Origin of the sequence: Alistipes sp. 56_sp_Nov_56_25 (assembly GCF_001915285.1) — a bacterium.
GTDB classification, from domain to species: domain Bacteria; phylum Bacteroidota; class Bacteroidia; order Bacteroidales; family Rikenellaceae; genus Alistipes; species Alistipes shahii.
Window position 1 is genome coordinate 74,449 of record NZ_MNQF01000064.1, and the last position, 19,048, is coordinate 93,496.

General features: G+C 59.8%; 21 protein-coding genes. 5 read left to right on the plus strand and 16 right to left on the minus strand.

Annotated features, from left to right (window positions below):
• Positions 1-519: 519 nt before the first annotated feature.
• Positions 520-1,089 (minus strand): 6-pyruvoyl trahydropterin synthase family protein, encoded by a 570-nt coding sequence (locus BHV64_RS11920; RefSeq protein ID WP_149887865.1) that lies wholly within the window; start codon positions 1,087-1,089, stop codon positions 520-522.
• A gap of 195 nt (positions 1,090-1,284) precedes the next feature.
• On the opposite strand from BHV64_RS11920, the gene BHV64_RS11925 reads away from it, so the two are divergent.
• Complete coding sequence (locus BHV64_RS11925; RefSeq protein WP_149887866.1) at positions 1,285-1,740, plus strand: hypothetical protein; 456 nt, start codon at positions 1,285-1,287, stop codon at positions 1,738-1,740.
• 331 nt (positions 1,741-2,071) lie between these two features.
• Here the strand turns inward: BHV64_RS11925 and BHV64_RS11930 are convergent, their stop codons facing one another.
• Genes BHV64_RS11930 through BHV64_RS11945 form a run of 4 tightly spaced genes read right to left on the minus strand, consistent with a single transcriptional unit; the run spans position 2,072 to position 4,024 of the window.
• The gene (locus BHV64_RS11930; RefSeq protein ID WP_022062002.1) at positions 2,072-2,797 is read right to left on the minus strand and encodes a DUF5131 family protein; all 726 of its coding nucleotides are present in this window, start codon (positions 2,795-2,797) and stop codon (positions 2,072-2,074) included.
• Positions 2,798-2,799: 2 nt separating this feature from the next.
• Positions 2,800-3,246 (minus strand): GNAT family N-acetyltransferase, encoded by a 447-nt coding sequence (locus BHV64_RS11935; protein WP_118406162.1) that lies wholly within the window; start codon positions 3,244-3,246, stop codon positions 2,800-2,802.
• 1 nt (position 3,247) lies between these two features.
• Positions 3,248-3,706, minus strand: a complete 459-nt coding sequence (locus BHV64_RS11940) for a YqaA family protein (protein WP_147620464.1) — start codon at positions 3,704-3,706, stop codon at positions 3,248-3,250.
• 60 nt (positions 3,707-3,766) lie between these two features.
• Complete coding sequence (locus BHV64_RS11945; RefSeq protein WP_022062005.1) at positions 3,767-4,024, minus strand: hypothetical protein; 258 nt, start codon at positions 4,022-4,024, stop codon at positions 3,767-3,769.
• A 245-nt stretch (positions 4,025-4,269) separates the two neighbouring features.
• On the opposite strand from BHV64_RS11945, the gene BHV64_RS11950 reads away from it, so the two are divergent.
• The 3 genes from BHV64_RS11950 to BHV64_RS11960 are packed head-to-tail and all read left to right on the plus strand — an operon-like array spanning position 4,270 to position 6,001.
• On the plus strand, positions 4,270-4,830 hold the full coding sequence (locus tag BHV64_RS11950; protein WP_217727370.1) for a Crp/Fnr family transcriptional regulator: 561 nt from the start codon (positions 4,270-4,272) through the stop codon (positions 4,828-4,830).
• Between the two features lie 53 nt (positions 4,831-4,883).
• Entirely contained in the window at positions 4,884-5,603 is a 720-nt protein-coding gene (locus BHV64_RS11955; RefSeq protein WP_015547474.1) for an SDR family NAD(P)-dependent oxidoreductase, read from the plus strand.
• Positions 5,604-5,605: 2 nt separating this feature from the next.
• Positions 5,606-6,001 carry a hypothetical protein gene (locus BHV64_RS11960; RefSeq protein WP_044054822.1) on the plus strand — a complete coding sequence of 132 codons (396 nt, stop codon included), beginning with the start codon at positions 5,606-5,608 and terminating at the stop codon, positions 5,999-6,001.
• 2 nt (positions 6,002-6,003) lie between these two features.
• On the opposite strand, the gene BHV64_RS11965 is transcribed toward BHV64_RS11960, so the two are convergent.
• The 11 genes from BHV64_RS11965 to BHV64_RS12015 form a co-directional block, all read right to left on the minus strand.
• Positions 6,004-7,044 (minus strand): nucleoid-associated protein, encoded by a 1,041-nt coding sequence (locus BHV64_RS11965; RefSeq protein WP_022062009.1) that lies wholly within the window; start codon positions 7,042-7,044, stop codon positions 6,004-6,006.
• Between the two features lie 119 nt (positions 7,045-7,163).
• Positions 7,164-10,271, minus strand: coding sequence for a glycoside hydrolase family 2 TIM barrel-domain containing protein (locus tag BHV64_RS11970; RefSeq protein ID WP_217727371.1), 3,108 nt, complete (start codon positions 10,269-10,271; stop codon positions 7,164-7,166).
• Between the two features lie 550 nt (positions 10,272-10,821).
• A complete protein-coding gene (locus tag BHV64_RS11975; protein WP_193559999.1) occupies positions 10,822-11,346 on the minus strand; it encodes a ferritin in 525 nt (174 codons plus the stop codon).
• 187 nt (positions 11,347-11,533) lie between these two features.
• Positions 11,534-11,977 (minus strand): PepSY-like domain-containing protein, encoded by a 444-nt coding sequence (locus tag BHV64_RS11980; RefSeq protein ID WP_149887869.1) that lies wholly within the window; start codon positions 11,975-11,977, stop codon positions 11,534-11,536.
• A gap of 90 nt (positions 11,978-12,067) precedes the next feature.
• On the minus strand, positions 12,068-13,348 hold the full coding sequence (locus BHV64_RS11985) for a type IX secretion system histidine kinase PorY (RefSeq protein ID WP_288116097.1): 1,281 nt from the start codon (positions 13,346-13,348) through the stop codon (positions 12,068-12,070).
• Positions 13,345-14,022 (minus strand): response regulator transcription factor, encoded by a 678-nt coding sequence (locus BHV64_RS11990; protein ID WP_015547469.1) that lies wholly within the window; start codon positions 14,020-14,022, stop codon positions 13,345-13,347. The genes BHV64_RS11985 and BHV64_RS11990 overlap by 4 nt, the downstream gene beginning before the upstream one ends.
• 148 nt (positions 14,023-14,170) lie before the next feature.
• Positions 14,171-15,148 (minus strand): glycosyl transferase family 90, encoded by a 978-nt coding sequence (locus tag BHV64_RS11995; RefSeq protein WP_022062016.1) that lies wholly within the window; start codon positions 15,146-15,148, stop codon positions 14,171-14,173.
• A 191-nt stretch (positions 15,149-15,339) separates the two neighbouring features.
• Entirely contained in the window at positions 15,340-16,344 is a 1,005-nt protein-coding gene (locus BHV64_RS12000; protein WP_149887870.1) for a beta-ketoacyl-ACP synthase III, read from the minus strand.
• A gap of 24 nt (positions 16,345-16,368) precedes the next feature.
• Positions 16,369-17,316 (minus strand): phosphate acyltransferase PlsX, encoded by a 948-nt coding sequence (gene plsX, locus BHV64_RS12005; protein WP_147620471.1) that lies wholly within the window; start codon positions 17,314-17,316, stop codon positions 16,369-16,371.
• Between the two features lie 149 nt (positions 17,317-17,465).
• Positions 17,466-17,651, minus strand: coding sequence for a 50S ribosomal protein L32 (rpmF, locus tag BHV64_RS12010; protein ID WP_010264557.1), 186 nt, complete (start codon positions 17,649-17,651; stop codon positions 17,466-17,468).
• Between the two features lie 43 nt (positions 17,652-17,694).
• Positions 17,695-18,294, minus strand: a complete 600-nt coding sequence (locus BHV64_RS12015) for a YceD family protein (RefSeq protein WP_149887871.1) — start codon at positions 18,292-18,294, stop codon at positions 17,695-17,697.
• Between the two features lie 201 nt (positions 18,295-18,495).
• Here BHV64_RS12015 and BHV64_RS12020 point away from each other — a divergent pair, with 201 nt between their 5' ends.
• Positions 18,496-18,900 (plus strand): hypothetical protein, encoded by a 405-nt coding sequence (locus BHV64_RS12020; protein WP_149887872.1) that lies wholly within the window; start codon positions 18,496-18,498, stop codon positions 18,898-18,900.
• Positions 18,901-19,048: the final 148 nt, after the last annotated feature.

The window sequence follows — 19,048 nt, forward strand, 5'->3', positions numbered from 1 at the left end:
TACTCGGCACTACTCTAATTGTCTTTCTGTATCGGATGCGCTTCTGAGTTGAATTGGACTAACAAGGAAACGAGCAAGCTTCAGCACTAGTCCATTCTGTTTTCAAAAGATTGCCTTGCGGTAGTTATCCGTCAGAAGCTTTTCAATATCGAATCCCCAATAGAGGACTGCCATCGAACACAATATAAGGTATCTTGCTCTCAATACGATATTCCTATAAAATTCGTCGGCTTACTTTCAACAGTGAGACCATCTCTTTGTCTGTGAAACAAAAAGCAATGGATATGGAAATCTTCACGATGGGAAGTTCTGCCGATAAGGAATAAGAGGAGTGGCAGCATGTGGTTATGCTACAATAAAGTCAGTCCCGGCTGAGTTTCAATCGCCGTACGCTCTAACGTCTTCGGAATGGCACGCGTATTCGTATTACGATTTTCAAAATACAAGCCTCTATCATTTTTCAAAAAAGTCGGGTCCCGAAAATCGGAACCCGACTACCCTATCCACAGAGTGTGACGGCTACTTCTTCTTGCGATACCCGCACTTCGGACATACACCCTCCTCGTTGAATGCAACGCCGCACAGCGGGCAACGATCGATGTCGTTCTTGGTCACGAACTCCGCCGAGGCCGCATTCACACCACTCGTAAAGGTGATCTTGGCGATATTGAGCTTATCCTTCAGCAGATCGTAGACAATCTTGATCATTCCTTCGACCGTCAGCGTCTCTTTCGTGACTACCAGACGGCAATCGGGATAGGCCGTGGCCAGCTCCGTCTTGAAGGCCGGGCCCTTCATCTTGTTCTGTGGGTGTCCGTTGCGGATGCCCTGCTTCTCGTAGACGTCCAGCACGGCCGGCAGCAGCGGATCATCCTCGCGCAGAACCAGCGCGTGGTCGAAATTCCGGAGCACGTCCCACGCTACCTTCTGAATCTCGTTGCAGGGGTAAACCATGTTCACGCCCGCCTCGATGCTATCCTCCACCTCGATGGTCAACTTTCCCGTGTGACCGTGGAGATACTGAGCCTCACCTTGAAAACCGTAGAAACGGTGCGCATACTGCAGATCGAATGTTGTGATACTTCTCATAACAAATTGCGGTTTTAAGTTAGACATTCTTTTTCAGTGTTACCTGTACCTGTACTTTCCCGATCGCCTCCGTCGGGATGATAGGTAAACGACAAACAATTTGCCAATCAGAAAAATTGGCATCAATTTTCATAAACAAAGCGAGAATTCGAAATATTTTCCTAACTTTGGATTCAAGAGCAAATAGGCTTCACGATGGCTTTCAAGGTTTTCACGCTGCTGATAAACGGACTGGTCCCTGTTATTCCGGCTTGGTTCATCATGAACTCGCACCCGGAAACAGCGGTTATCAAACCGTGGCCAATCGTTTGGACATTGCTCGGGGTCAACGTGCTTTTCATTCTGATCGCCTGGAAACACCTCGGATATACACGCCGGCAACGAGAAACGGAAGCCTTGATGTTAATCGTCAATGCATTCGTTCCTTTGGCAACGTACAACTGGCTGTTTCCTGCCGAAACGCAGTTTTCGTTTCCCATGCAAATTCTGCTGTACTGCTCCATGCAGGTTGTGTGGATTGTCTCGATTGAAATTGCACCGGATTGGGTCGGACGCATCCGACAACGCAAAGCCGAGGAGCGAGCCTTGTCGGGCAAACAGCACTTTGAATCCAGAGAGGAGGTTCTGAAAAAGCACCAAAACAAGGCTTAAAAAAAGATCTCGTTCTTCCCGGATGAATCCCCGGTTCGGAGCGGGAAATGAACCTCCAAAATTCGGACTCCGAACCCGAGTTTTACATTTTTCCGAGAATATCGGACACCTGAAATGAAGCGTCAAACAAGGTTTTGCCGCCTCTTTACAGTGTGTCTTTTTGTGGTATCGGTTAACGCCGTAACTAACAGAAAATTAATGAGTTACAACACTTTTTGTATCGGACTGTAACCCGGTCCGGCTTTTGGGAGATTCTTCATGGAATTTCCGGACAAAGCAAAATGAGGCGTCACTGTTTGTTCGCCGGACCGGGTTCCTTCCGCACGTCTTTTTAGCGTTTGAGCCGATAGTCGATTCCCGCTTTGCGGGCCTGCGAGTGCTGGTAACGGCGGTGGATGCGGTACATGCGCCCGTCTTTTACGAACCGCGCCCCGGTCTGGTGGAAGCAGAAGGAGATGTCTGCCGCCACGCACTGTTCACGCAGCCCGAGCACCCAGGCGTAGTCGCACGGCCGGGCCTCGTTGCCCGATTCGCCGCCCGCCGAGACCTCCTCGACGGCGGGCGAGAGATAGCGTGCGATGTCGAGCGGTCCCAGCAGCGGGGCGCAGACGATGAGCCGGTGGCGGACCGGCGTCGCGAGGAACAGCAGCAGCCGGTAATCGGCCATCGCCTGATTTTCGACCGTGCAGCCGATGACGACATTCTCATATCCGTCGCCCCAGTCGGGCGGCAGTACGGCGGCCAGCCGGTCAATGCGCTTGGTGAAGAAGAGGAACCGCAGGTCGTGGCGGATGCGCATCATCTCCCAGGCCTCGGCACGCCAGGCGTCGGCCTCCTCCAGCAGAAAATCCGATGTGAAGCAGGTGTAGACCATCTCGCCGGCGGGGACCTTGAACCGTCCGTCGCGGCTACGGCGCACCGGACGGTCGAACATCGCCGTCTGCCGCACTTCGCGGCTGTCTTTGTCGTGGCGGCTGTCCTGCCGGTAGACATAGCAGTTGCGGCAGCCTTCGCTGATTTTCCGGCATCCGTGCCAGGGGTTCCACGAAACGGACATGGTTACATGAACTCCATGCGCAGGCGCACCATGTGGCGGCACTCCACGCCGTTTTCGAAGATCGGCGTAGGGCTGTGCTTGCGGAAATAGTCTACGTCGATGCCGCAGCGGACGAATCCGCAGCGTTCGTAGAGGGCGATCTGCCCGAATCCCGAATTGCCCGTGCCGATTTCGAGCAGGCGGAACCCCGCCCGGCGGGCCGTGTCGACGGCGTGGGCCAAAAGGGCCGTGGCGATGCCCTGCCGCTGACGGTCGGGCACGACGGCGATATTCACGACCTCGGCCGTGAAGGGCCGCGTGTGGATCAGCACGTACTGTCCGACGATCCGGCCGTCGTCGCAGGCGGCGTAGCACGTTCCGCGGCCGATGTAGTCGGCCACCGAGGCTTCGACCTCGTCGGCCAGCAGCAACAGTTCCCGCGAAGGGGTTTCGGTTTTGCGAATTTCCATATCAGAAAAGGGATAGGGCGCCCCGGAAGGTCGCCAGTACGACAATGTAACGCAGGGTCTTGCCCGCGAGCATCGCGCCGCCGGTCAGCCACACGTTGCTGCGCATCAGTCCCAGCACGATGGCGATGGCCTCGCCGATGGTGGGCAGGAAGGCGAAGAAGGCCATCAGCGCCCCGCGTCCCGAGAGGAATTTCCGCGCCCGGGCCAGTTGGCGCGTCGAGACACCCAGCCGGGTGATCCATTCGGTCTTGCCCAGCGTCCCGATCCAGTAGCAGGTCATGCCGCCGAGCGTGTTGCCCAGCGCGGCCGCGACGACGCATCCCACGGGATCAAGCCCCATGCCTGCGAGCACCACCATCACCGCCTCGGAGCTGAAAGGCAGGACGCTTCCGGCGATCAGCGCCGAGAGGAAGAGGCCCCAGTAGCCCCAGTCGATGAGAAATTCGGTGATTGTTTCCATATCTATCCGCACGGGTCTTTCGGCGGCCCGTGCAGACAAAGATAGCGATTTTTTCGGTTCCTACGCCTCCCCGGCCCAGCCGCGGATCACACGGCTGCGGACGTCGACGCCCATTTCGCGGGCGCGGGCGAGAATGCGGCGCGCCAGGGCGGCTTTCCTGTCGTCGGGTGCGTAACGGAAATAGGCTTCCGCCGCGCGGATGTGCGCTGCGTCGACGAGCGGGAATTCGCGCGTTTCGGGGATTCCGAACGCCGATGCGGGAAGTTCGCGGCGTTCTTCGACGGTGAGCCGGTCGGGAGTTTTGGTTTTCGGAGCCATGACGGTGTGGTTTTTCTTTCCGGGCGGCAAAATCCGGGCCAGCGGAGCGGCGTTTGTCTGCGAGGTGGCGTGCCGACGGCGTGCGAATGGCTTTCAGGGGGCCGGGGTCAGAGCCGCCGGGCGATCCGGCTGTCGGCGGCATACCGCCCGGGACCGGCGATCCAGAGCAGCGCGAAGGCCGCGAGGCAGAGCATGTTTGATGCCTTCGTTTGGTTCTCCCAAATTGATGGATTATCTTTACGGCCGTGAATTTCAACCGCTACATAACGGAGGCCGAATTTTCGGAACTCGCCGCCTTTATCCGCCGCGAGGGCGTCGTACGGCGTTTCGCCCGCGGCGAACGCCTCTCCGGGCAGGGACTCCGCAGCCACCGCTGCGGACTGGTCGTGCAGGGCGCTTTCCGTTACGTGTACGCCGACGCCGCGGGAGAGGAGCATGTCGTGGGTTACGCCTTTGCCGGAGAGTTCGTCGGCGACTATATCTCGATGTGCGTCGATGCGCCGTCGCAGGTGACGATCGGGGCGATGTGCGGCGCCGAGGCCCTGCTTGTTCCCGGCGAACGGCTCGAAACCTTCTACCGCACCGATGCCGCCTGCGAGCGGCTGGGCCGCAGGCTGGCCGAACACATGCTGGCCGAGGTTTACGAACGCCTGCTGGACCGCTATGCCGCCTCGCCGCAGCAACGCTACGAGGCCCTGACGGAGCGTTGTCCCGACGTGTTGCAGCTCGTTCCCCTGCGGGAACTGGCCTCCTATCTGGGCGTGCGTCCCGAGACGTTGAGCCGCATCCGCCGCCGTGTCCGCTGATTTCTTGATCTGCGTCAACGTTTTTTTGGGGCGCACCCGTTAACTTTGTTTCCATGAAACGAGCGATTGTCATCGGGGCCACTTCCGGCATTGGCCGGGCGTTGGCCGAACGCCTTGCGGCCGAAGGATACCGGGTCGGCGTGACCGGGCGGCGCGAGGCGTTGCTGGAGGAGCTGGCGGCCAGCCGTCCGGGCAGCTTTTGTTACGCCGCGGCCGACATCATGGACCCTGCCGCCGCCTGTGCGGCGCTGGAACGCCTCGCCGGAGAGCTGGGCGGCATGGATTTGTGCGTGGTCAGCGCCGGAACCGGCGACCTGAATCCCGGACTGGACTATGCGCTGGAAGAGCCGGCCATCCGCACCAACGTCGTGGGCTGGACCGCGGCGGTCGACTGGGCCTACGGTCGTTTCGAGGAGCGGGGCGGCGGCCATCTGGTCGTCATCACGTCGGTCGGGGGCCTGCGCGGCGGCGGTGCGGCTCCGGCTTACAACGCCTCGAAAGCCTATCAGATCAACTATGCCGAGGGCCTGCGGCAGCGGGCTGCGAAGTCCGGACTGCCCCTCCCGGTGACCGACATCCGTCCGGGATTCGTCGCGACGGAGATGGCCAAGGGCGAGGGGCTGTTCTGGGTGATGCCCGTCGACCGGGTCGTGGAGGGGATCGTGCGGGCCATCCGCCGCCGCCGTAGCGTGGCGGTCGTCACACGCCGCTGGCGGCTGCCTGCGTGGCTGATCCGGCACATGCCGGAGTGTATTTACCGTAAAATGGGATGATGATGAACGGATGGTTTCTGGCGGCCGGAGCGTTGCTCGCCGCCGCATTCTTCGTACACGTGTTTTCGGGCAACCGCTTCTACTCGGCGGCGCGCCCCGATGCGGCAACGGCCCCTTCCGGAGCTTACGAGGCGTGGCTGATGGGCCGCTGCGGCGTTCAGATGATTTCAGTGGACCTGTTCCTCTGCGCGGCTTTTCTTTTGCTGCTGGGGACGAGCGTCCTGCCGCGCAATTTCGCGCTCGAACTCCTGCTGCTGCTGGTGTTCGGCGGCTGGTGCGTCTTCTGGCTGGTGTCGCTGCTGTGTGAAAAAGCCGGAGGGCGTCATTACCTCCGGCTGTGCCACTGGGCGTTGTTCCTCGTGCTGTTCGGTTTGGTGCTGGGCGGCATGCTCGGGTAGTCCTACTCCTCCTCTTCGTAATAGACTTTGTAGAACTTGCCCTTCTCGTCCTCGCCCTGCTCCAGCAGGTTGCGGTTGCCGTGGACGTAGATGTGGAAATTGCGGTCGAGCTTGATGACGCTCTTGTACGACCGCGCCTGCTTCTTGACGGCTGAATCCGAGATGCCGAATTCGTCCTCGATGCGGATGTCGCGGTCCTGTTCGTACTCCTGGCGGAAGCGCGTGAAGCTCTCCACGACCTCCGGCTGGCGGATCACCTTCTCCGAAAAATCGTCCATCGAAAAGCTCTCCTGCTCCTGGAAATACTTCATCGTCTCGTTGAGCAGCTCGGCCTGGTCGGCCTTCGACACCTCGAACTCCTTCGAGAGGTGTTTCGTGACGTATTTCTTGCACATCGCCAGCGTGTTGTGCGTATTGTGGTAGTTGTCCTGCCGCTGGCGCACGCGCAGGAAGTCGTCGATCCAGTAGCGTGCTTCGGTGCGGTTGGTGTTGTCGACGACGAAGACCGCAAACCCCTCCTCGCGTTCCGTGTTGAAAATGACGGCTCCCTTGTCCAGCCGTTTGATGTCGATGCCTTCGCGGGCCGCGATGTGCACCCCTCCGGCCTGCTGTTCGACGTCGAGGAACGTGTCGCGCGTCTCGGACTTGAACAGCCCCAGCGCGTCGCAGCGTTCGCCGCCGAAATTGCAGTCCGAAAAGTAGGCCGTGTAAAATTCGCCGCCCTTGATCTGCGGGTGCATGCCGCTCTCGTAGAGGTGCTTGGCCAGACTCACCGAATGTTCGAGGAGCGCCTCCGGATCGTCGAAGATCCTGCATGCGAAGTTCCAGACCTCGTTGCACCCGAGGTCGGTCTCGTGGTGGAGGTTGTAGCACTCCTCGCTCTTGAAGCCGCCGAGGAAATAGGCCGTGAGCGTGCGCATCAGCCCTTCGTCGGCGACCTGTGCCGAGAGTTCGGGCGAGACCGTCAGGGGTTCGTCCTTCGATTTGTTGCCGACGACGTGTACGGCCAGCGCTTCGATGCGCGTATCTTCGGTGTATAACATGTTCGGGATCGTTTAACGGACGACAAAGATGCGCATTTTTTGTCTCCCCGGCAAGTCCTGCGGCCGATAAAAAGGCCGGAATCCGCGGGGGACTCCGGCCTTCGGGCGTGTGGCGCGGCTTATAGGCGGGTCGCAGGCGCGATCTTCAGGCGGAACGTGTAGTCGGCGTAGGGAATCCGGTATTCGGGCAGCGGCAGCGCGCCCCACGAGTTGACGCACGCCAGTCCGTACTGCACCTTGTCGAGGCATACCGAAACGTTCTTCTGCTTTTCGACCTCGGGCGAGTGTCCCTGCCGTTTTGCGGGGCCTTCGTCGAGCGACTCCTGCGGGTAGTGAAGCGCCGAGGCGGAGAACGGAGCGTCGGAGGTCACCGTAAGACCCCGTCCGCCGATGTCCGCGAGGTGCCACCAGCGCAGGTCGCTCTTCGTGCCGGTCTCCTGCGGGCGGATGTAGGGGTGGAACTGCTCGTCGACGCTCTGGCGGTAAAGTCCCACGAAGGCCGACGATTTGCGGTCGGCGTAGTTCTCGCCCGGTCCGCGGCCGTAGTATTGCAGGCGGTCGAACGCCTCGGGCATCTCGAAGCGCATGCCGAAGCGGAACATGTCGGGAACCTCGGCCCCCGGCGTGGCGTGCAGTGACTGTGCGATCGTGACGGCGCCCGTGTTGTCGACGGCGTATTCGATCTCCAGTGTGGCCTGCACCCCGGGCATTTCATAGCCGGCCTTCACCGTGACGATGCCGTCGGCCTCGGCATGGGTCAGCGTCTTGAGTTTCATCTCCGGCTGTTTCCAGACGGCCATTTTGTGTTGCAGTCCGGCGCCGAAGTCGTTGTCGGTCGGCGCGCGCCAGAAGTTGGGGCGCAGCGTGGAGCCGTCGGCCAGGAAGTCGAGCCCGCGGACTTCGTAACGGGTGATGAAGCCCGTCTTGCGGCTGAAGTCGAGCCGCAGGCCGTTGCCCGCGACGATTAGGAAGTCTTTGTGGTTGTCCGCAACGAAGAGCGATTCACCTTCGGCTGCGGATTTCGCCGCGGGAGCCGTGAAGACGTATTCGCGGATCGGCAGCTGGGCGCGCGCCGCGGTGTGGCCCGCGGGCAGGATGCCTTCGGCCGTCTTGAGTTTGTAGGCCACGTCGAGCAGCAGTTCGCCCGCCGCGGGCAGCGTGGCCGGATCGTAGGGGAGCGTGATGCGCACGCGCTGCTGCGGCGCGGCTTTCAGTCCGTCGACGACGCCCCGGCGGAGGGGCGTCCCGTCGCAGAGCACCTCCCAATGGAGGTCGTAGTTTTCGAGGCCGCGGAAGAAATTTTCGTTGAGGACCTCCACCGTATTCCCCGCATCGCCGGCCCACGAGGTCCAGACCGACTGGTAGTAGTAGCGCACCTCCTCCATGTGTGGGTTCGGAATGCGGTCGGGACCGATCAGGCCGTTGTCGCAGAAGTTCTGGTCCGAGGGGTCGTAGGGGTTCCAGTCGCCTCCGTAGCCGTAGACCGTCACGCCGTTGCGCCCCTTTTTGTGCAGCGACTGGTCCACGAAATCCCAGATGAATCCGCCCTGATATTTCGGTTCGCGGCGGATCAGCTCCCAGTACTCCCTGAATCCGCCCATCGAGTTGCCCATGGCGTGGGCGTATTCGCACTGGATCAGCGGTTTGGCGGGATTCTCGGCGAGGTATTTCTCACACCGCTCGTAGTCCCAGTACATCGGGCAGATAATGTCCGTGTTGCGGCTGCCGGGCGAATAGACGGCCCGTTCGTGGTGAATCGGCCGCGAGGGGTCGTAAGCCTTGATCCAGTCGTAGCAGGCGTCGAAGTTCGGCCCGTCGCCCGCTTCGTTGCCCAGCGACCAGATGATGACCGACGGATGGTTGATGCTGCGCTGCACGTTGCGTTCGTTGCGCTCCAGATGCGCTTTGGCGTAGAGCGGATTCTTGGCCAGCGTCTTTTCGCCGTAACCCATGCCGTGCGACTCGATATTGGCCTCGGCCACGACGTAGAGTCCGTATTGGTCGCAGAGCGAGTACCAGCGGGCGTCGTCGGGGTAGTGGCACGTGCGCACGGCGTTGATGTTGTTCTCCTTCATGATGCGGATGTCCTCCAGCATGCGCCCCTCGGAGACGTAATAGCCGTAGTCGGGGTCCATCTCATGCCGGTTGGCGCCCTTGATCAGCACCGGCCGGCCGTTGACGAGCAGCTGCCCGCCCTCGATCTTCACGTCGCGGAATCCGATCCGGAGCGGAATGACCTCGATCACTTCGCCCGCCGGCGCGCGGAGCGTCGCCGTCAGTCCGTACAGCACGGGCGTCTCGGCGCTCCACAGGGCGACTTTCCCGGCGTCGAGCGTGCAGCGCTCCTCGTCCTTCGTGACGCGCAGCTGCTGCGACGCGACGCTGCGCCCTTGGGCGTCGGTGAGCGCCAGTTCGACGCTGCATCCCCGCGCCTGCCTGGGGAAGAAGGCTTTGACGGCTACCGTTCCCGCGGTGTAGTTGGCCGAAGGCGCGGCGTCGACCTGAATGTCCGTAATTTGCCGTTTGTCGCGCGCGTAGAGGTAGCAGTCGCGGCCCACGCCCGAAAGGCGGAAGAAGTCCTGATCTTCGAGGTATGTGCCGTCGCACCAGCGGAAGACCTGGAACGCGATGAGATTCCGGCCGGGTTTCACGTAGGGCGTCAGGTCGAACTCGGCCTCCAGCTTGCTGTCCTCGCTGTAACCCACATAGCGGCCGTTGACCCAGAGGTAGATGTTCGACGTCACCGAGCCGAAATGCGCGACGATCTGCCTGCCGGCCCATGCCGCGGGGATGTCGACCGTACGGCGGTAGGAACCCACGTGGTTCTGCTCGATGGGAACGTGCGGCGGATCGTTTTTGAACCAGCCCCGCCAGGCGTAACCGACGTTGAGGTAGACCGGATCGCCGTATCCGTTCAGCTCCCAGAGTCCCGGCACGGGCATGTCGTTCCAGCCTTTGTCGTTGTAGCCGACGCGGAAAAAGTCCGTCGGTCGCTGGTCGGCGTTGCGCACCCAGTTGAATTTCCAGTTTCCGTTCAGCGTGACGAACCGCTCCGAGAGGGTCTTGTCGCCCGCCTGTGCGGCTTCCGGCGACTCGTACGCGAACCAGGAGCCATGCATCGGCATCCGGTTCACGGCATTCACGCCGGCGTCCTGCCATTCGTTGCTCTGCGCGCCGGCCGTCAGCGCCGTCGCCGCGGCCAGCCAGCATAAGAGGATTTTCTTCATCGGTTATCTCTGTTTTTAAGGTTTAGGCATAGTCTGCCGAAGCGGTTTCCGCTGTGCCGGATGTCCGGCGCGGTCCGATCGGTTAAATTTCGGAAAAATGTCGGGAAACTCCAAATATGGCGGCTGAAAAAGACGACAGCCGTATTGTTCCGGTGCATTTTTGCCGGGTGACGGTTATTTCCAGTCATGTACCTGGTCCGTTCTCACGCCGCCGCCCGCAGGGCAGTCCTCCTATAAAAAAGCAAGGACGCAGGTACAACCCCTACAGTCGGCCCGTTACAGCCTTATGATGGTAGTTGCCCTTACGCCCAAGCCTGTCCCCCACCCGAACGGGCAGGGACAAGGCTCAAGTTTCAGACAAATATTACACCATCATAAAAACTGCCGTATTTCTACAACAGGTAACGGTTTACTGTAGGTATAAAGGTTTGTCTTAACCTTTGTTTCTATTTTCTATTGCGAAGATAGTCAAATAATCCGACTAACCAAAAAATCCGGCCCCCTTTCGGAGGCCGGACCCACTATAAATAACTATGACAAAAACTTTCGTTTATGCGTTGGCGGTCGCCAGCGGCGAAGCCTGCGTGTAGGTGCGGGCGGCCAGCTCCTTGTCGAGCATGTACAGCCCGAACTTGTTGCCTTCGACGGCCTCGCAGGCGGTGATCATCTCGCGTGCCGACTCCTCCTCCTCGACCTGCTCGTCGACGAACCAGACGAGCATGTTCGACGAAGCGTAATCCTTGTCCTCGGCGGCGATGGCGGCCAGATTGTTGATCATGGCCGTAACCTCCTTCTCATGGGCCAGCGTGTCCTGGAACATCTCCAGCGGCGAAGTCCAAGCAGTGCGCACCTCCTCGATCGGGAGCAGCTTCACCTCGGCGTCGCGCGAGAGAATGTAGTTCATAAAGATCCGCGCATGGTCCTGCTCCTCCTGAAACTGTACGTAGAACCAGTTGGCGACACCCTTCAGCCCCTTGGCCTCGGCGTCCATCGACATCGAAAGATAGAGATAGGCCGACCAAAGCTCGGCATTGATCTGCGCGTTCATCGCTTCGTGTAATTTCTTGCTTAACATAACTGTATTGTTTTAAGTTTGCGGTTTATCATCGTTCGTGATACAAATATACAATAGTTTTTCGTGATTTGTATCAAAATAGTCATCAAATTATTTTATATCGAAATGGCGAGACATTATAAAACAAAATAGACGGCGTCCGAATACGTATTCGGGCGCCGTCGGATGGTTTTCAGCGGAATGCGGATCAGTCGTCGATCTCGATCAGGCGGAAGTGAAGGTCGAATTTCAGGTCGAGACCGTTGTCGAGCTTCACCTCCCAGTCGCGCTTGTCGCGGTCGATCGAGACGATCTTGCGGCCTGCGAAGTTCTTGGCGACATAGTCGCGGATCTGCTGCGGAACGATGGCTGCGGGAACCTCGCCGTACTTGCAGTCGACCTCCTTCCACGCTCCGTCCTTGGCGAACTCGACCTTCGAGCCGTTGACGAAGACCACCTTGTAATCCTTGTCGAACAGTTCCTCGTCGACTTTGGCGTAGGAGACCTCGACAGCCTTGAAGTGGGTCTGGACGAACTGTTGCGCAACGGCGGGAAGTTCGCCGACGGTGATGATCCGGTCTTTACCGGCGAAAGCGGGAACCGAAGAGGCCATGACGGCCAGCGAAGCGAGAAGAATCGTGAACTTTTTCATAATCGTAGTGTTTTAATTGAATTTCGTACTGCAAAGTTGCGGCCCGAAACTGAAACGAATCTGAAAAAAGCGGATTTCCTGCATTTTTTTTCACGCCGGGAAATCGACCGCGAAGCAATGCCGCCCCTCCTTATAAGAATAGGACACCTTCAACCCGTAGAGACGGCAGACTGCGTCGACCACGGCAAGGCCCAGCCCCGTAGAACCCTCCTTCTTCGTTCCCTGATAGAACCGGTCGAAGATACGCCCGGCGTCGAGCGGACCGCCCGCACCGCTGTTGCAGACCGTGAAGCGACGCGGAGCGACGCACACCGTCACCTCGCCGCCCTCGTCGCCGTGAACGAATGCGTTTTTCAGCAGGTTGGCGACCACGCTCCCGGCCAGCGACGGATTCATCCGCGCCGTGAGCGGCCCCTCGTCCACGAGCGCAAAGCGCATGCTGCGGTAGGCGTAAATCTCCTCCATGTCCTCGGCCGTGCGGCGCACCAGTGCGTTCACGTCGACCTCTTCGGCCTCGGGGAACTGGCCGTTGTCGATCTTCGACAGCAGCAGCAGCGAACGGTTGAGCCGCACGAGGTAGTCCAGCGTCCGCTGCACCTTGGCGATCTCGCCCAACTGCTCCCCGGTGAGCGCATGCGCATCGTCGACCAGCATTTCCAACCGGTTGCGGCAGACCGCCAGCGGAGTCTGCATCTCGTGCGAGGCGTTGCCGATAAACTGTTTCTGCCGCTCGAACGACGACTCGGCCCGCTCGGCATAGCGGCGCGCGGCATCGTTGAGTTTCCGGAACTCCGTGACGGAGGTCTCGACGGCCAGCGGCGCATTCCGCGCCCCCACGGTGTAACCGTCGAGCCACCGCAGCAGGGCGTAGAGCGGCCGCATCGTGCGGTAGAGCACGATGACCGAGACCAGCAGGATCATCAGCAGCAGGAAGAGGTAGAGGCAGACCATCCACCGGAGGATCGACTCCCGGAGGTCGTCCTTCTCGATGGTCGGAGTCATCACCGTCAGTTCGCGCCATTGCCCCGCGCCGTCGCGGAACACCTTGCGCAGCACGCGGGCCGGCTCCTTGTCGTCGCGTTCGGGAATGAAAATCTCCTCGTCGGAATAGCGTTCGTGGTGCTGTGCGGCGGCATATTGGGGCGACACTTCGTGCAGGAAATAGCCGTTGTTGCCCTCGTCCGCCGGAACGGGAAGCTCCCGTCCGGCCAGAACCCGCTTGACGATCACTTCGGCACGAGCTTCGAGCGCGTCGTCCACCTCGTCGTTGATCTCGTCGATCAGCGTGAAGTAAAACAACACGGCCCATGCCGCCAGAAGCAGCGACAGCGCCCACGAAAGGTGCAGCAGGATGCGGTAAACCAGTTTCACGGCTGTACGAGTTTATAGCCGAAGCCGTAGACGGCGCGGATCTCGATGTCGGCGCCCGCATCGTGGAGCTTGCGGCGCAGGTTCTTCATCTGCGCATAGACGAAATCGAAATTGTCGGCCTGGTCGATATGGTCGCCCCAGACCCCTTCGGCCAGCGCGGTCTTGTCGACCGTGTGGTTGGGGCGGGACATGAAGTAGTGGAGGATGTCGTACTCCTTGCGCAGCAGCTCCACCTCGCGGCCCGCCACCTCGACCCGGCGGCTGTCGGGCCACAGGCGCACGTTGCCCGCGTCGAGGCTCTCGTAACCGCCGCGCTGGTGACGGCGCAGGACGCTGCGGATGCGGGCGCTCAATTCCGCCAGGTGGAACGGCTTGGAAAGGTAGTCGTCGGCGCCGAGTTCCAACCCCTCGATCTTGTCGTCGAGGGAATCGCGGGCCGAAATGATGATCACCGCAGCCGGGCTGCGACGCCTCTTCAGCTCTTCGAGCAGCCGCAGGCCGCTGCCGCCGGGCAGCATGATGTCCAGCAGGATGCAGTCGTAGTCGTATGCGGCGATCTTGTCGAGCGCCGCGGCGTAATCGGCGGCCTGCTCGACGACGTACTGCTCCCGGGTCAGCGTCCGGACCATGATCTCCCGCAGGGAGGGTTCGTCTTCAACAATGAGTATCTTCATAATACACTCCTTTTTCTCGTTTCTCGGGACAGGGGGAGGGGCGAAAATCCGGTCTTGAAACCCGCGGCCCGCCACCGCCCTCCGAAACCCGTCTTTCAGACGGGCGAAATTACGGCCCGAATCCGAAAGGAAACTGAAATGCCGGGAATCAGCGCTGCCCGGTGCGCCGGAAATAATTCTGCAAGACCAGCAGTGAAATGATCTTTTCGCGCCGGCGGTCGCGGAACTGCGCGACGTATTCGTGCGCATGCGCGATGATCGCCTCGGCCTCGTCCGGATGCTCGATGTAGTAGCGCATCCGCTCTTCGAGGTCGGAATAGTCGGGCCGGATCTCGACGTAGTGGTAACCGGGGATGAGCGTGCCCTCCATGAACCACGTCTCGTAGGTCGGACGGGGCATCACGGCCAGCGAGTTCGACGACATGATCCACTTGAGGTTCGTCGCCACGTCGTAGCCCTCGATCGCCAGAATGAACTTGTAGTTCAGGTGGTCGTACATCGAAATATGGGGTTTGGTCCACTCCGGGGGATATTCGGGACGGGGCGTCGAGATGCCGGCATCGCAGCACTCCGAACCGAAATACATGCGCATGAAACGTTCGCGGTGGGGACGCCGCGTGATCGCCAGCCGGAAAATCGCCTTGTCCGACTTCTTCCGGAACGGAATGTCGTCCCGCAGGAAGATGAAATGGCGGACCTTGTCGAGGTTCAGCAGCACCGAATTGGCGTTGTCGCCGCAGATCGGCCTGCTCTTGACGATCGACGGCACGTCGGGAACCGTCGTCACGTCCCCGGGAACGGTATTCCACAGCAGGCGGTCGCTGAACCAGCGGGTGAACTCGTAGGTATCGAAGAAATAAGCCGTCTTGACGCCCCGGCGGAACTTGTGGTCGCCTAACGGACGCAGCCCTTCGCGGGGGGGGGTCGCAGGCGCAGGCGACAGTTTGTTGTAATAATCCGCCCGCCGGCAGATGTACTCCCAGTCGGGGCGGCGTTCCGCCTCGGCGAGTACCCGGTCCAGACGGGACTGCAACAACCGTTTCGGCGTAAGGTAACGCGCGAAACTCCGCAGGAACCAAAACAGTTTGATCTGTTTGTTGTGAAAAATACGGTTCAGACGGTTCATCGGCAATGGGTTTAGCTCAACAAAGATACGAAAAAGTCGAATGGGTTGCAAAACGGAATCGTACAAGATTCCGTCAAACCGCCTACTGATATAAAAGGGGCGTTACGGCTCCAAAGATAAAAAAATTCCGCGAAAACGAACAAAAAAAGGCGGAAACATCGGTTTCCGCCTTTTGCCGGGGATCGCCCCGCTTATGCCTTCAGGCCGTCGTAGGCCCACTTCACATAGGTCGCACCCCAGGTATATCCGCCGCCGAAAGCCGACAGAATGAGGTTGTCGCCCTTGCGCAACTGGCTCTCGTAGTCGCAAAGACACGAAGGAATCGTGGCGGCCGTGGTATTACCGTTGCGATCGATGTTGATCATGCACTTGTCCTGCGTGATGCCCATACGGCGCGCCGTGGCGTCGATGATGCGCAGGTTGGCCTGATGGGGAACCAGGAAACGGATATCCTCGCCCTTGAGGTTGTGACGCTCCATCATCTCCACCGAAACGTCGGACATCTTCGACACGGCAGCCTTGAACACGGCGTGGCCGTCCCACATGATCGTGTGCCAGTTGTTCTGCACGGTTTCGACCGAAGCCGGGTAGCGCGAACCGCCCGCCTTCATGTAGAGCTGCATCTCGCCCGAGCCGTCGGAATGCAGGATCGAATCCACGATTCCGAGACCTTCGGTATTGGCTTCCAGCAGCACGGCGGCGGCGGCGTCGCCGAAGAGCGGGCAGGTCGAACGGTCGGTATAGTCGACGATCGACGACATCTTGTCGGCGCCCACGACGATGACCTTCTTGCTCGTGCCGGCCTCGATGAACTTCGCGCCGGTGGTCAGGGCGAACAGGAAGCCGCTGCAAGCTGCCGAAACATCGAACGCAAAGGCGTTCTTGCAGCCAGCCTGGTCGGCGATCAGGTTACCCGTCGAGGGGAAGAACATGTCGGGGGTCACCGTGGCGCAGATCACCACGTCGATCTCCATGGGGTCCACCCCCGTCTTATCCAACAAATTGATGACCGCACGGGCGCCCATGTAGGAGCTGCCGATACCCTCGCCCTTGAGGATATGGCGCGTCTTGATACCCGTATGCGACATGATCCACTCATCGTTGGTGTCGACCATCCGGCTTAATTCGTCGTTGGTGAGGATATATTCCGGAAGGTACTGTCCCACACCCGTAATAGCTGCTGTTATCTTACCCATTAGCTTTGGCTTTTCGTGTTTTGGTTAATTTTGAAACGCACGTTGCAGTTTCGCTGTCAGATCGGCCTTGATGACCTGTTCGGTCGAAAGGATCATGCTCCGGATCGCCTGGGGCGAAGAGCATCCGTGACCGATGATAACGGGCGCGTTGACGCCCAGGACGGGTGTTCCGCCCACGTTTTCGTAATTCATGGCGTCCCAGAAGGCATTGCGGCAGCCCAAGGCCGTGTTGATGCGGTAGAGGCCCTCGGCCATTTTCAGCGCCGTGTTGCCGACGAATCCGTCGCAGACGATCACATCGGCGACCTTGCCCGAAAAGAGATAGGAACCCTCGACATTGCCCACGAAATTGATCCGGCTCTCCGCCTTCAGCAGTTCGTAGGTGGCTTTGGTCTGGGCGTTGCCCTTGGTCTCCTCCTCGCCGATGTTGAGCACCGCCACGCGCGGACGCTCGATGCCCAGCACCGCCTCGGCGTAAATCGAGCCGATCAGGCCGTACTGCGCCAACACCTCGGGCTTGCAGTCCACATTCAGGCCCACGTCCAGCAGCAGCGCAGGACGCCCTGCGATGGTGGGAACGATGGATGAAATCGTGGGACGCACGACACCCTCGATCGGTTTGACGGCATACATCGAACCGACCATCATGGCGCCGGTCGAACCTGCGCTCGCAAAACCGTCGACAGCTCCCTTGGCCAGGTAGCCGAACCCGACCGTGATGCTCGAATCCGCCTTGGACTGGAAGGCCTTGGCCGGATGGTCGCCCATCTCGATCACCTCGGTGGTCGCTACGATTCCGAACCGCTCGGCGGGACATCCCTCCGAAGCGAGCACGGACTTAATTTTCTCTTCGTCGCCGAACAGCACGATACGGCTGTCCGACCCGATCGCATCGAGCGCCATGACGGCTCCCTTGACAGCCGCTTCGGGTGCATAATCGCCGCCCATGGCATCTACGCCAATCTTTATCATACTCGTACGAGTGTTGGTTGATATCCTGTCCCGCTCCCGACCCGCCCCGGAAAACATACACGACCGGGGATTCAGGCGGCCGGAAGGGAACCTTCATAAATTAAAAAAGAGGCACTCCCCGCGGGGATGCACTCTTTTGAGCGCCGGAATTATTCGGCAGCTTTCTTCTCGATGGCGAGCTTTCCGCGATAGAAGCCGCACTCGGGGCATACACGGTGATAGAGCACCGCTGCGCCGCAGTTCGAGCAGGTAACCACCGTCGGAACGGTAGCCTTGTAGTTGGTTCTGCGCTTATCGCGTCGCGTCGACGAGACTTTGTGTTTAGGATGTGCCATTTTTAAATATAATTTATAAGTTTAAACGTATCTTTATCCGTGTTTATTTCGCGCCGCCGGGTTCCTCACCGCCTTCTCCGCCGTCCGCGCCTTCGGCCTCCATCCGCTCGCGCAGGGCGGCCAGCTTGGCCCATTCGCCCCCGCCGCGCTCCCCGGCGCCTTCGGCCGCAGCCTCGATCGACGCGAACTCCCGGTCGGAAACGATCCGGAAGCGTTCGAGCATCTCGGGGTTGCACTCCCCCTCGGGATGCACCCGCTGGTAGGGCAGCGACAGCACGATGCTTTCGTAGATGTACTGCGCAAGCTCCACGCGGTCCTCGCCCGGCAGCATCCACATCACCTCGCCGTCGTATTCGTGCACCTCGTCGGAGAATTTCACCACCAGCTGCCCCTCGAAATCAATGGGCACACGGCAGTCCTCCAGGCATCGGTCGCATTCGACGACGACATGGCCCGTGATCCCGACATCGAGCGTGAGCTGCTTCTCCGAGCGGTCCACACCGACCGAGACCTCACACCGTCCGTCCTTGATCTCCGTGCTTTCGAAGGCTTCGAACAACGCCTTGTCGACCTCGAAACGGAAGTCGTGACGACCGTTTTTCAGCCCTTTCCAGGCAATCGAATATCGTTGAGCTACCTCCATTTACGCACATTTAGTGCGCAAAGTTACGAAAAAATAAGACATTTGCAAAGAAAACCGCGAGTTTTAGCATTCCCGGCCCGGCGGGGCGCAAATAAATTTGGCGTTGCACGACAGTTGTATTATTTTTACGGAAAAATAGTCCGCGCACGGACCGCCGAACCGATCCGGCGCTGCATCCGGCCCGCGCGGCCCCGACAGAACATGGACGAAAAAGGATTTACAATCGAAGTCACGAGCCGCTACGAAGGGTGGTGGCGGTACAATGCGGCGCTGATGTGCGGCTGTTTCGACGCCGCCGGCCGGCGCATCGGATTCGCCTCGTCGGCATCGACCGTGGCCGACGTCGGCTCGAACCTCACCGAACGCCCCGCAGACATCGCCGCGGACCGCACGGCCGCGCTGCAAACCATGCCGTGCGACCACCTCGTGCTCTACCTATATATAATTCCCCACACGCTGCCCGCGGACAACGAAATCGACGCGACCAGGCCCTTCGGGATCGAGGTGAGGATCTCCTATGCCGGACGCCGCCTGCGCACCGAAAAGCGGGAGATCAACCAATGGTCGGGCGCCTCGGTCGAAATGCGGGTAGATTCGAAAAAATAAGCTCCCGGCCGACCCGGAAGCCGATATAAAGAAAAGAGGAAACCCTTTCGGGTGTGGGATTAAAGTGATGTAACGACCTGATTCATCGGGTCGTTACATTTTTGTATAAGATAGTAGGTAACGAAAAGGCAACGGTTTGTTTTCAGTC

Bases quoted from the DNA above. Each gene is read 5' to 3' on its own strand.
- BHV64_RS11920 (WP_149887865.1), bottom strand. From the start codon at position 1,089: ATGAGAAGTATCACAACATTCGATCTGCAGTATGCGCACCGTTTCTAC.
- BHV64_RS11925 (WP_149887866.1), top strand. From the start codon at position 1,285: ATGGCTTTCAAGGTTTTCACGCTGCTGATAAACGGACTGGTCCCTGTT.
- BHV64_RS11930 (WP_022062002.1), bottom strand. From the start codon at position 2,797: ATGTCCGTTTCGTGGAACCCCTGGCACGGATGCCGGAAAATCAGCGAA.
- BHV64_RS11935 (WP_118406162.1), bottom strand. From the start codon at position 3,246: ATGGAAATTCGCAAAACCGAAACCCCTTCGCGGGAACTGTTGCTGCTG.
- BHV64_RS11940 (WP_147620464.1), bottom strand. From the start codon at position 3,706: ATGGAAACAATCACCGAATTTCTCATCGACTGGGGCTACTGGGGCCTC.
- BHV64_RS11945 (WP_022062005.1), bottom strand. From the start codon at position 4,024: ATGGCTCCGAAAACCAAAACTCCCGACCGGCTCACCGTCGAAGAACGC.
- BHV64_RS11955 (WP_015547474.1), top strand. From the start codon at position 4,884: ATGAAACGAGCGATTGTCATCGGGGCCACTTCCGGCATTGGCCGGGCG.
- BHV64_RS11960 (WP_044054822.1), top strand. From the start codon at position 5,606: ATGAACGGATGGTTTCTGGCGGCCGGAGCGTTGCTCGCCGCCGCATTC.
- BHV64_RS11965 (WP_022062009.1), bottom strand. From the start codon at position 7,044: ATGTTATACACCGAAGATACGCGCATCGAAGCGCTGGCCGTACACGTC.
- BHV64_RS11970 (WP_217727371.1), bottom strand. From the start codon at position 10,271: ATGAAGAAAATCCTCTTATGCTGGCTGGCCGCGGCGACGGCGCTGACG.
- BHV64_RS11975 (WP_193559999.1), bottom strand. From the start codon at position 11,346: ATGTTAAGCAAGAAATTACACGAAGCGATGAACGCGCAGATCAATGCC.
- BHV64_RS11980 (WP_149887869.1), bottom strand. From the start codon at position 11,977: ATGAAAAAGTTCACGATTCTTCTCGCTTCGCTGGCCGTCATGGCCTCT.
- BHV64_RS11990 (WP_015547469.1), bottom strand. From the start codon at position 14,022: ATGAAGATACTCATTGTTGAAGACGAACCCTCCCTGCGGGAGATCATG.
- BHV64_RS11995 (WP_022062016.1), bottom strand. From the start codon at position 15,148: ATGAACCGTCTGAACCGTATTTTTCACAACAAACAGATCAAACTGTTT.
- BHV64_RS12000 (WP_149887870.1), bottom strand. From the start codon at position 16,344: ATGGGTAAGATAACAGCAGCTATTACGGGTGTGGGACAGTACCTTCCG.
- plsX (WP_147620471.1), bottom strand. From the start codon at position 17,316: ATGATAAAGATTGGCGTAGATGCCATGGGCGGCGATTATGCACCCGAA.
- rpmF (WP_010264557.1), bottom strand. From the start codon at position 17,651: ATGGCACATCCTAAACACAAAGTCTCGTCGACGCGACGCGATAAGCGC.
- BHV64_RS12015 (WP_149887871.1), bottom strand. From the start codon at position 18,294: ATGGAGGTAGCTCAACGATATTCGATTGCCTGGAAAGGGCTGAAAAAC.
- BHV64_RS12020 (WP_149887872.1), top strand. From the start codon at position 18,496: ATGGACGAAAAAGGATTTACAATCGAAGTCACGAGCCGCTACGAAGGG.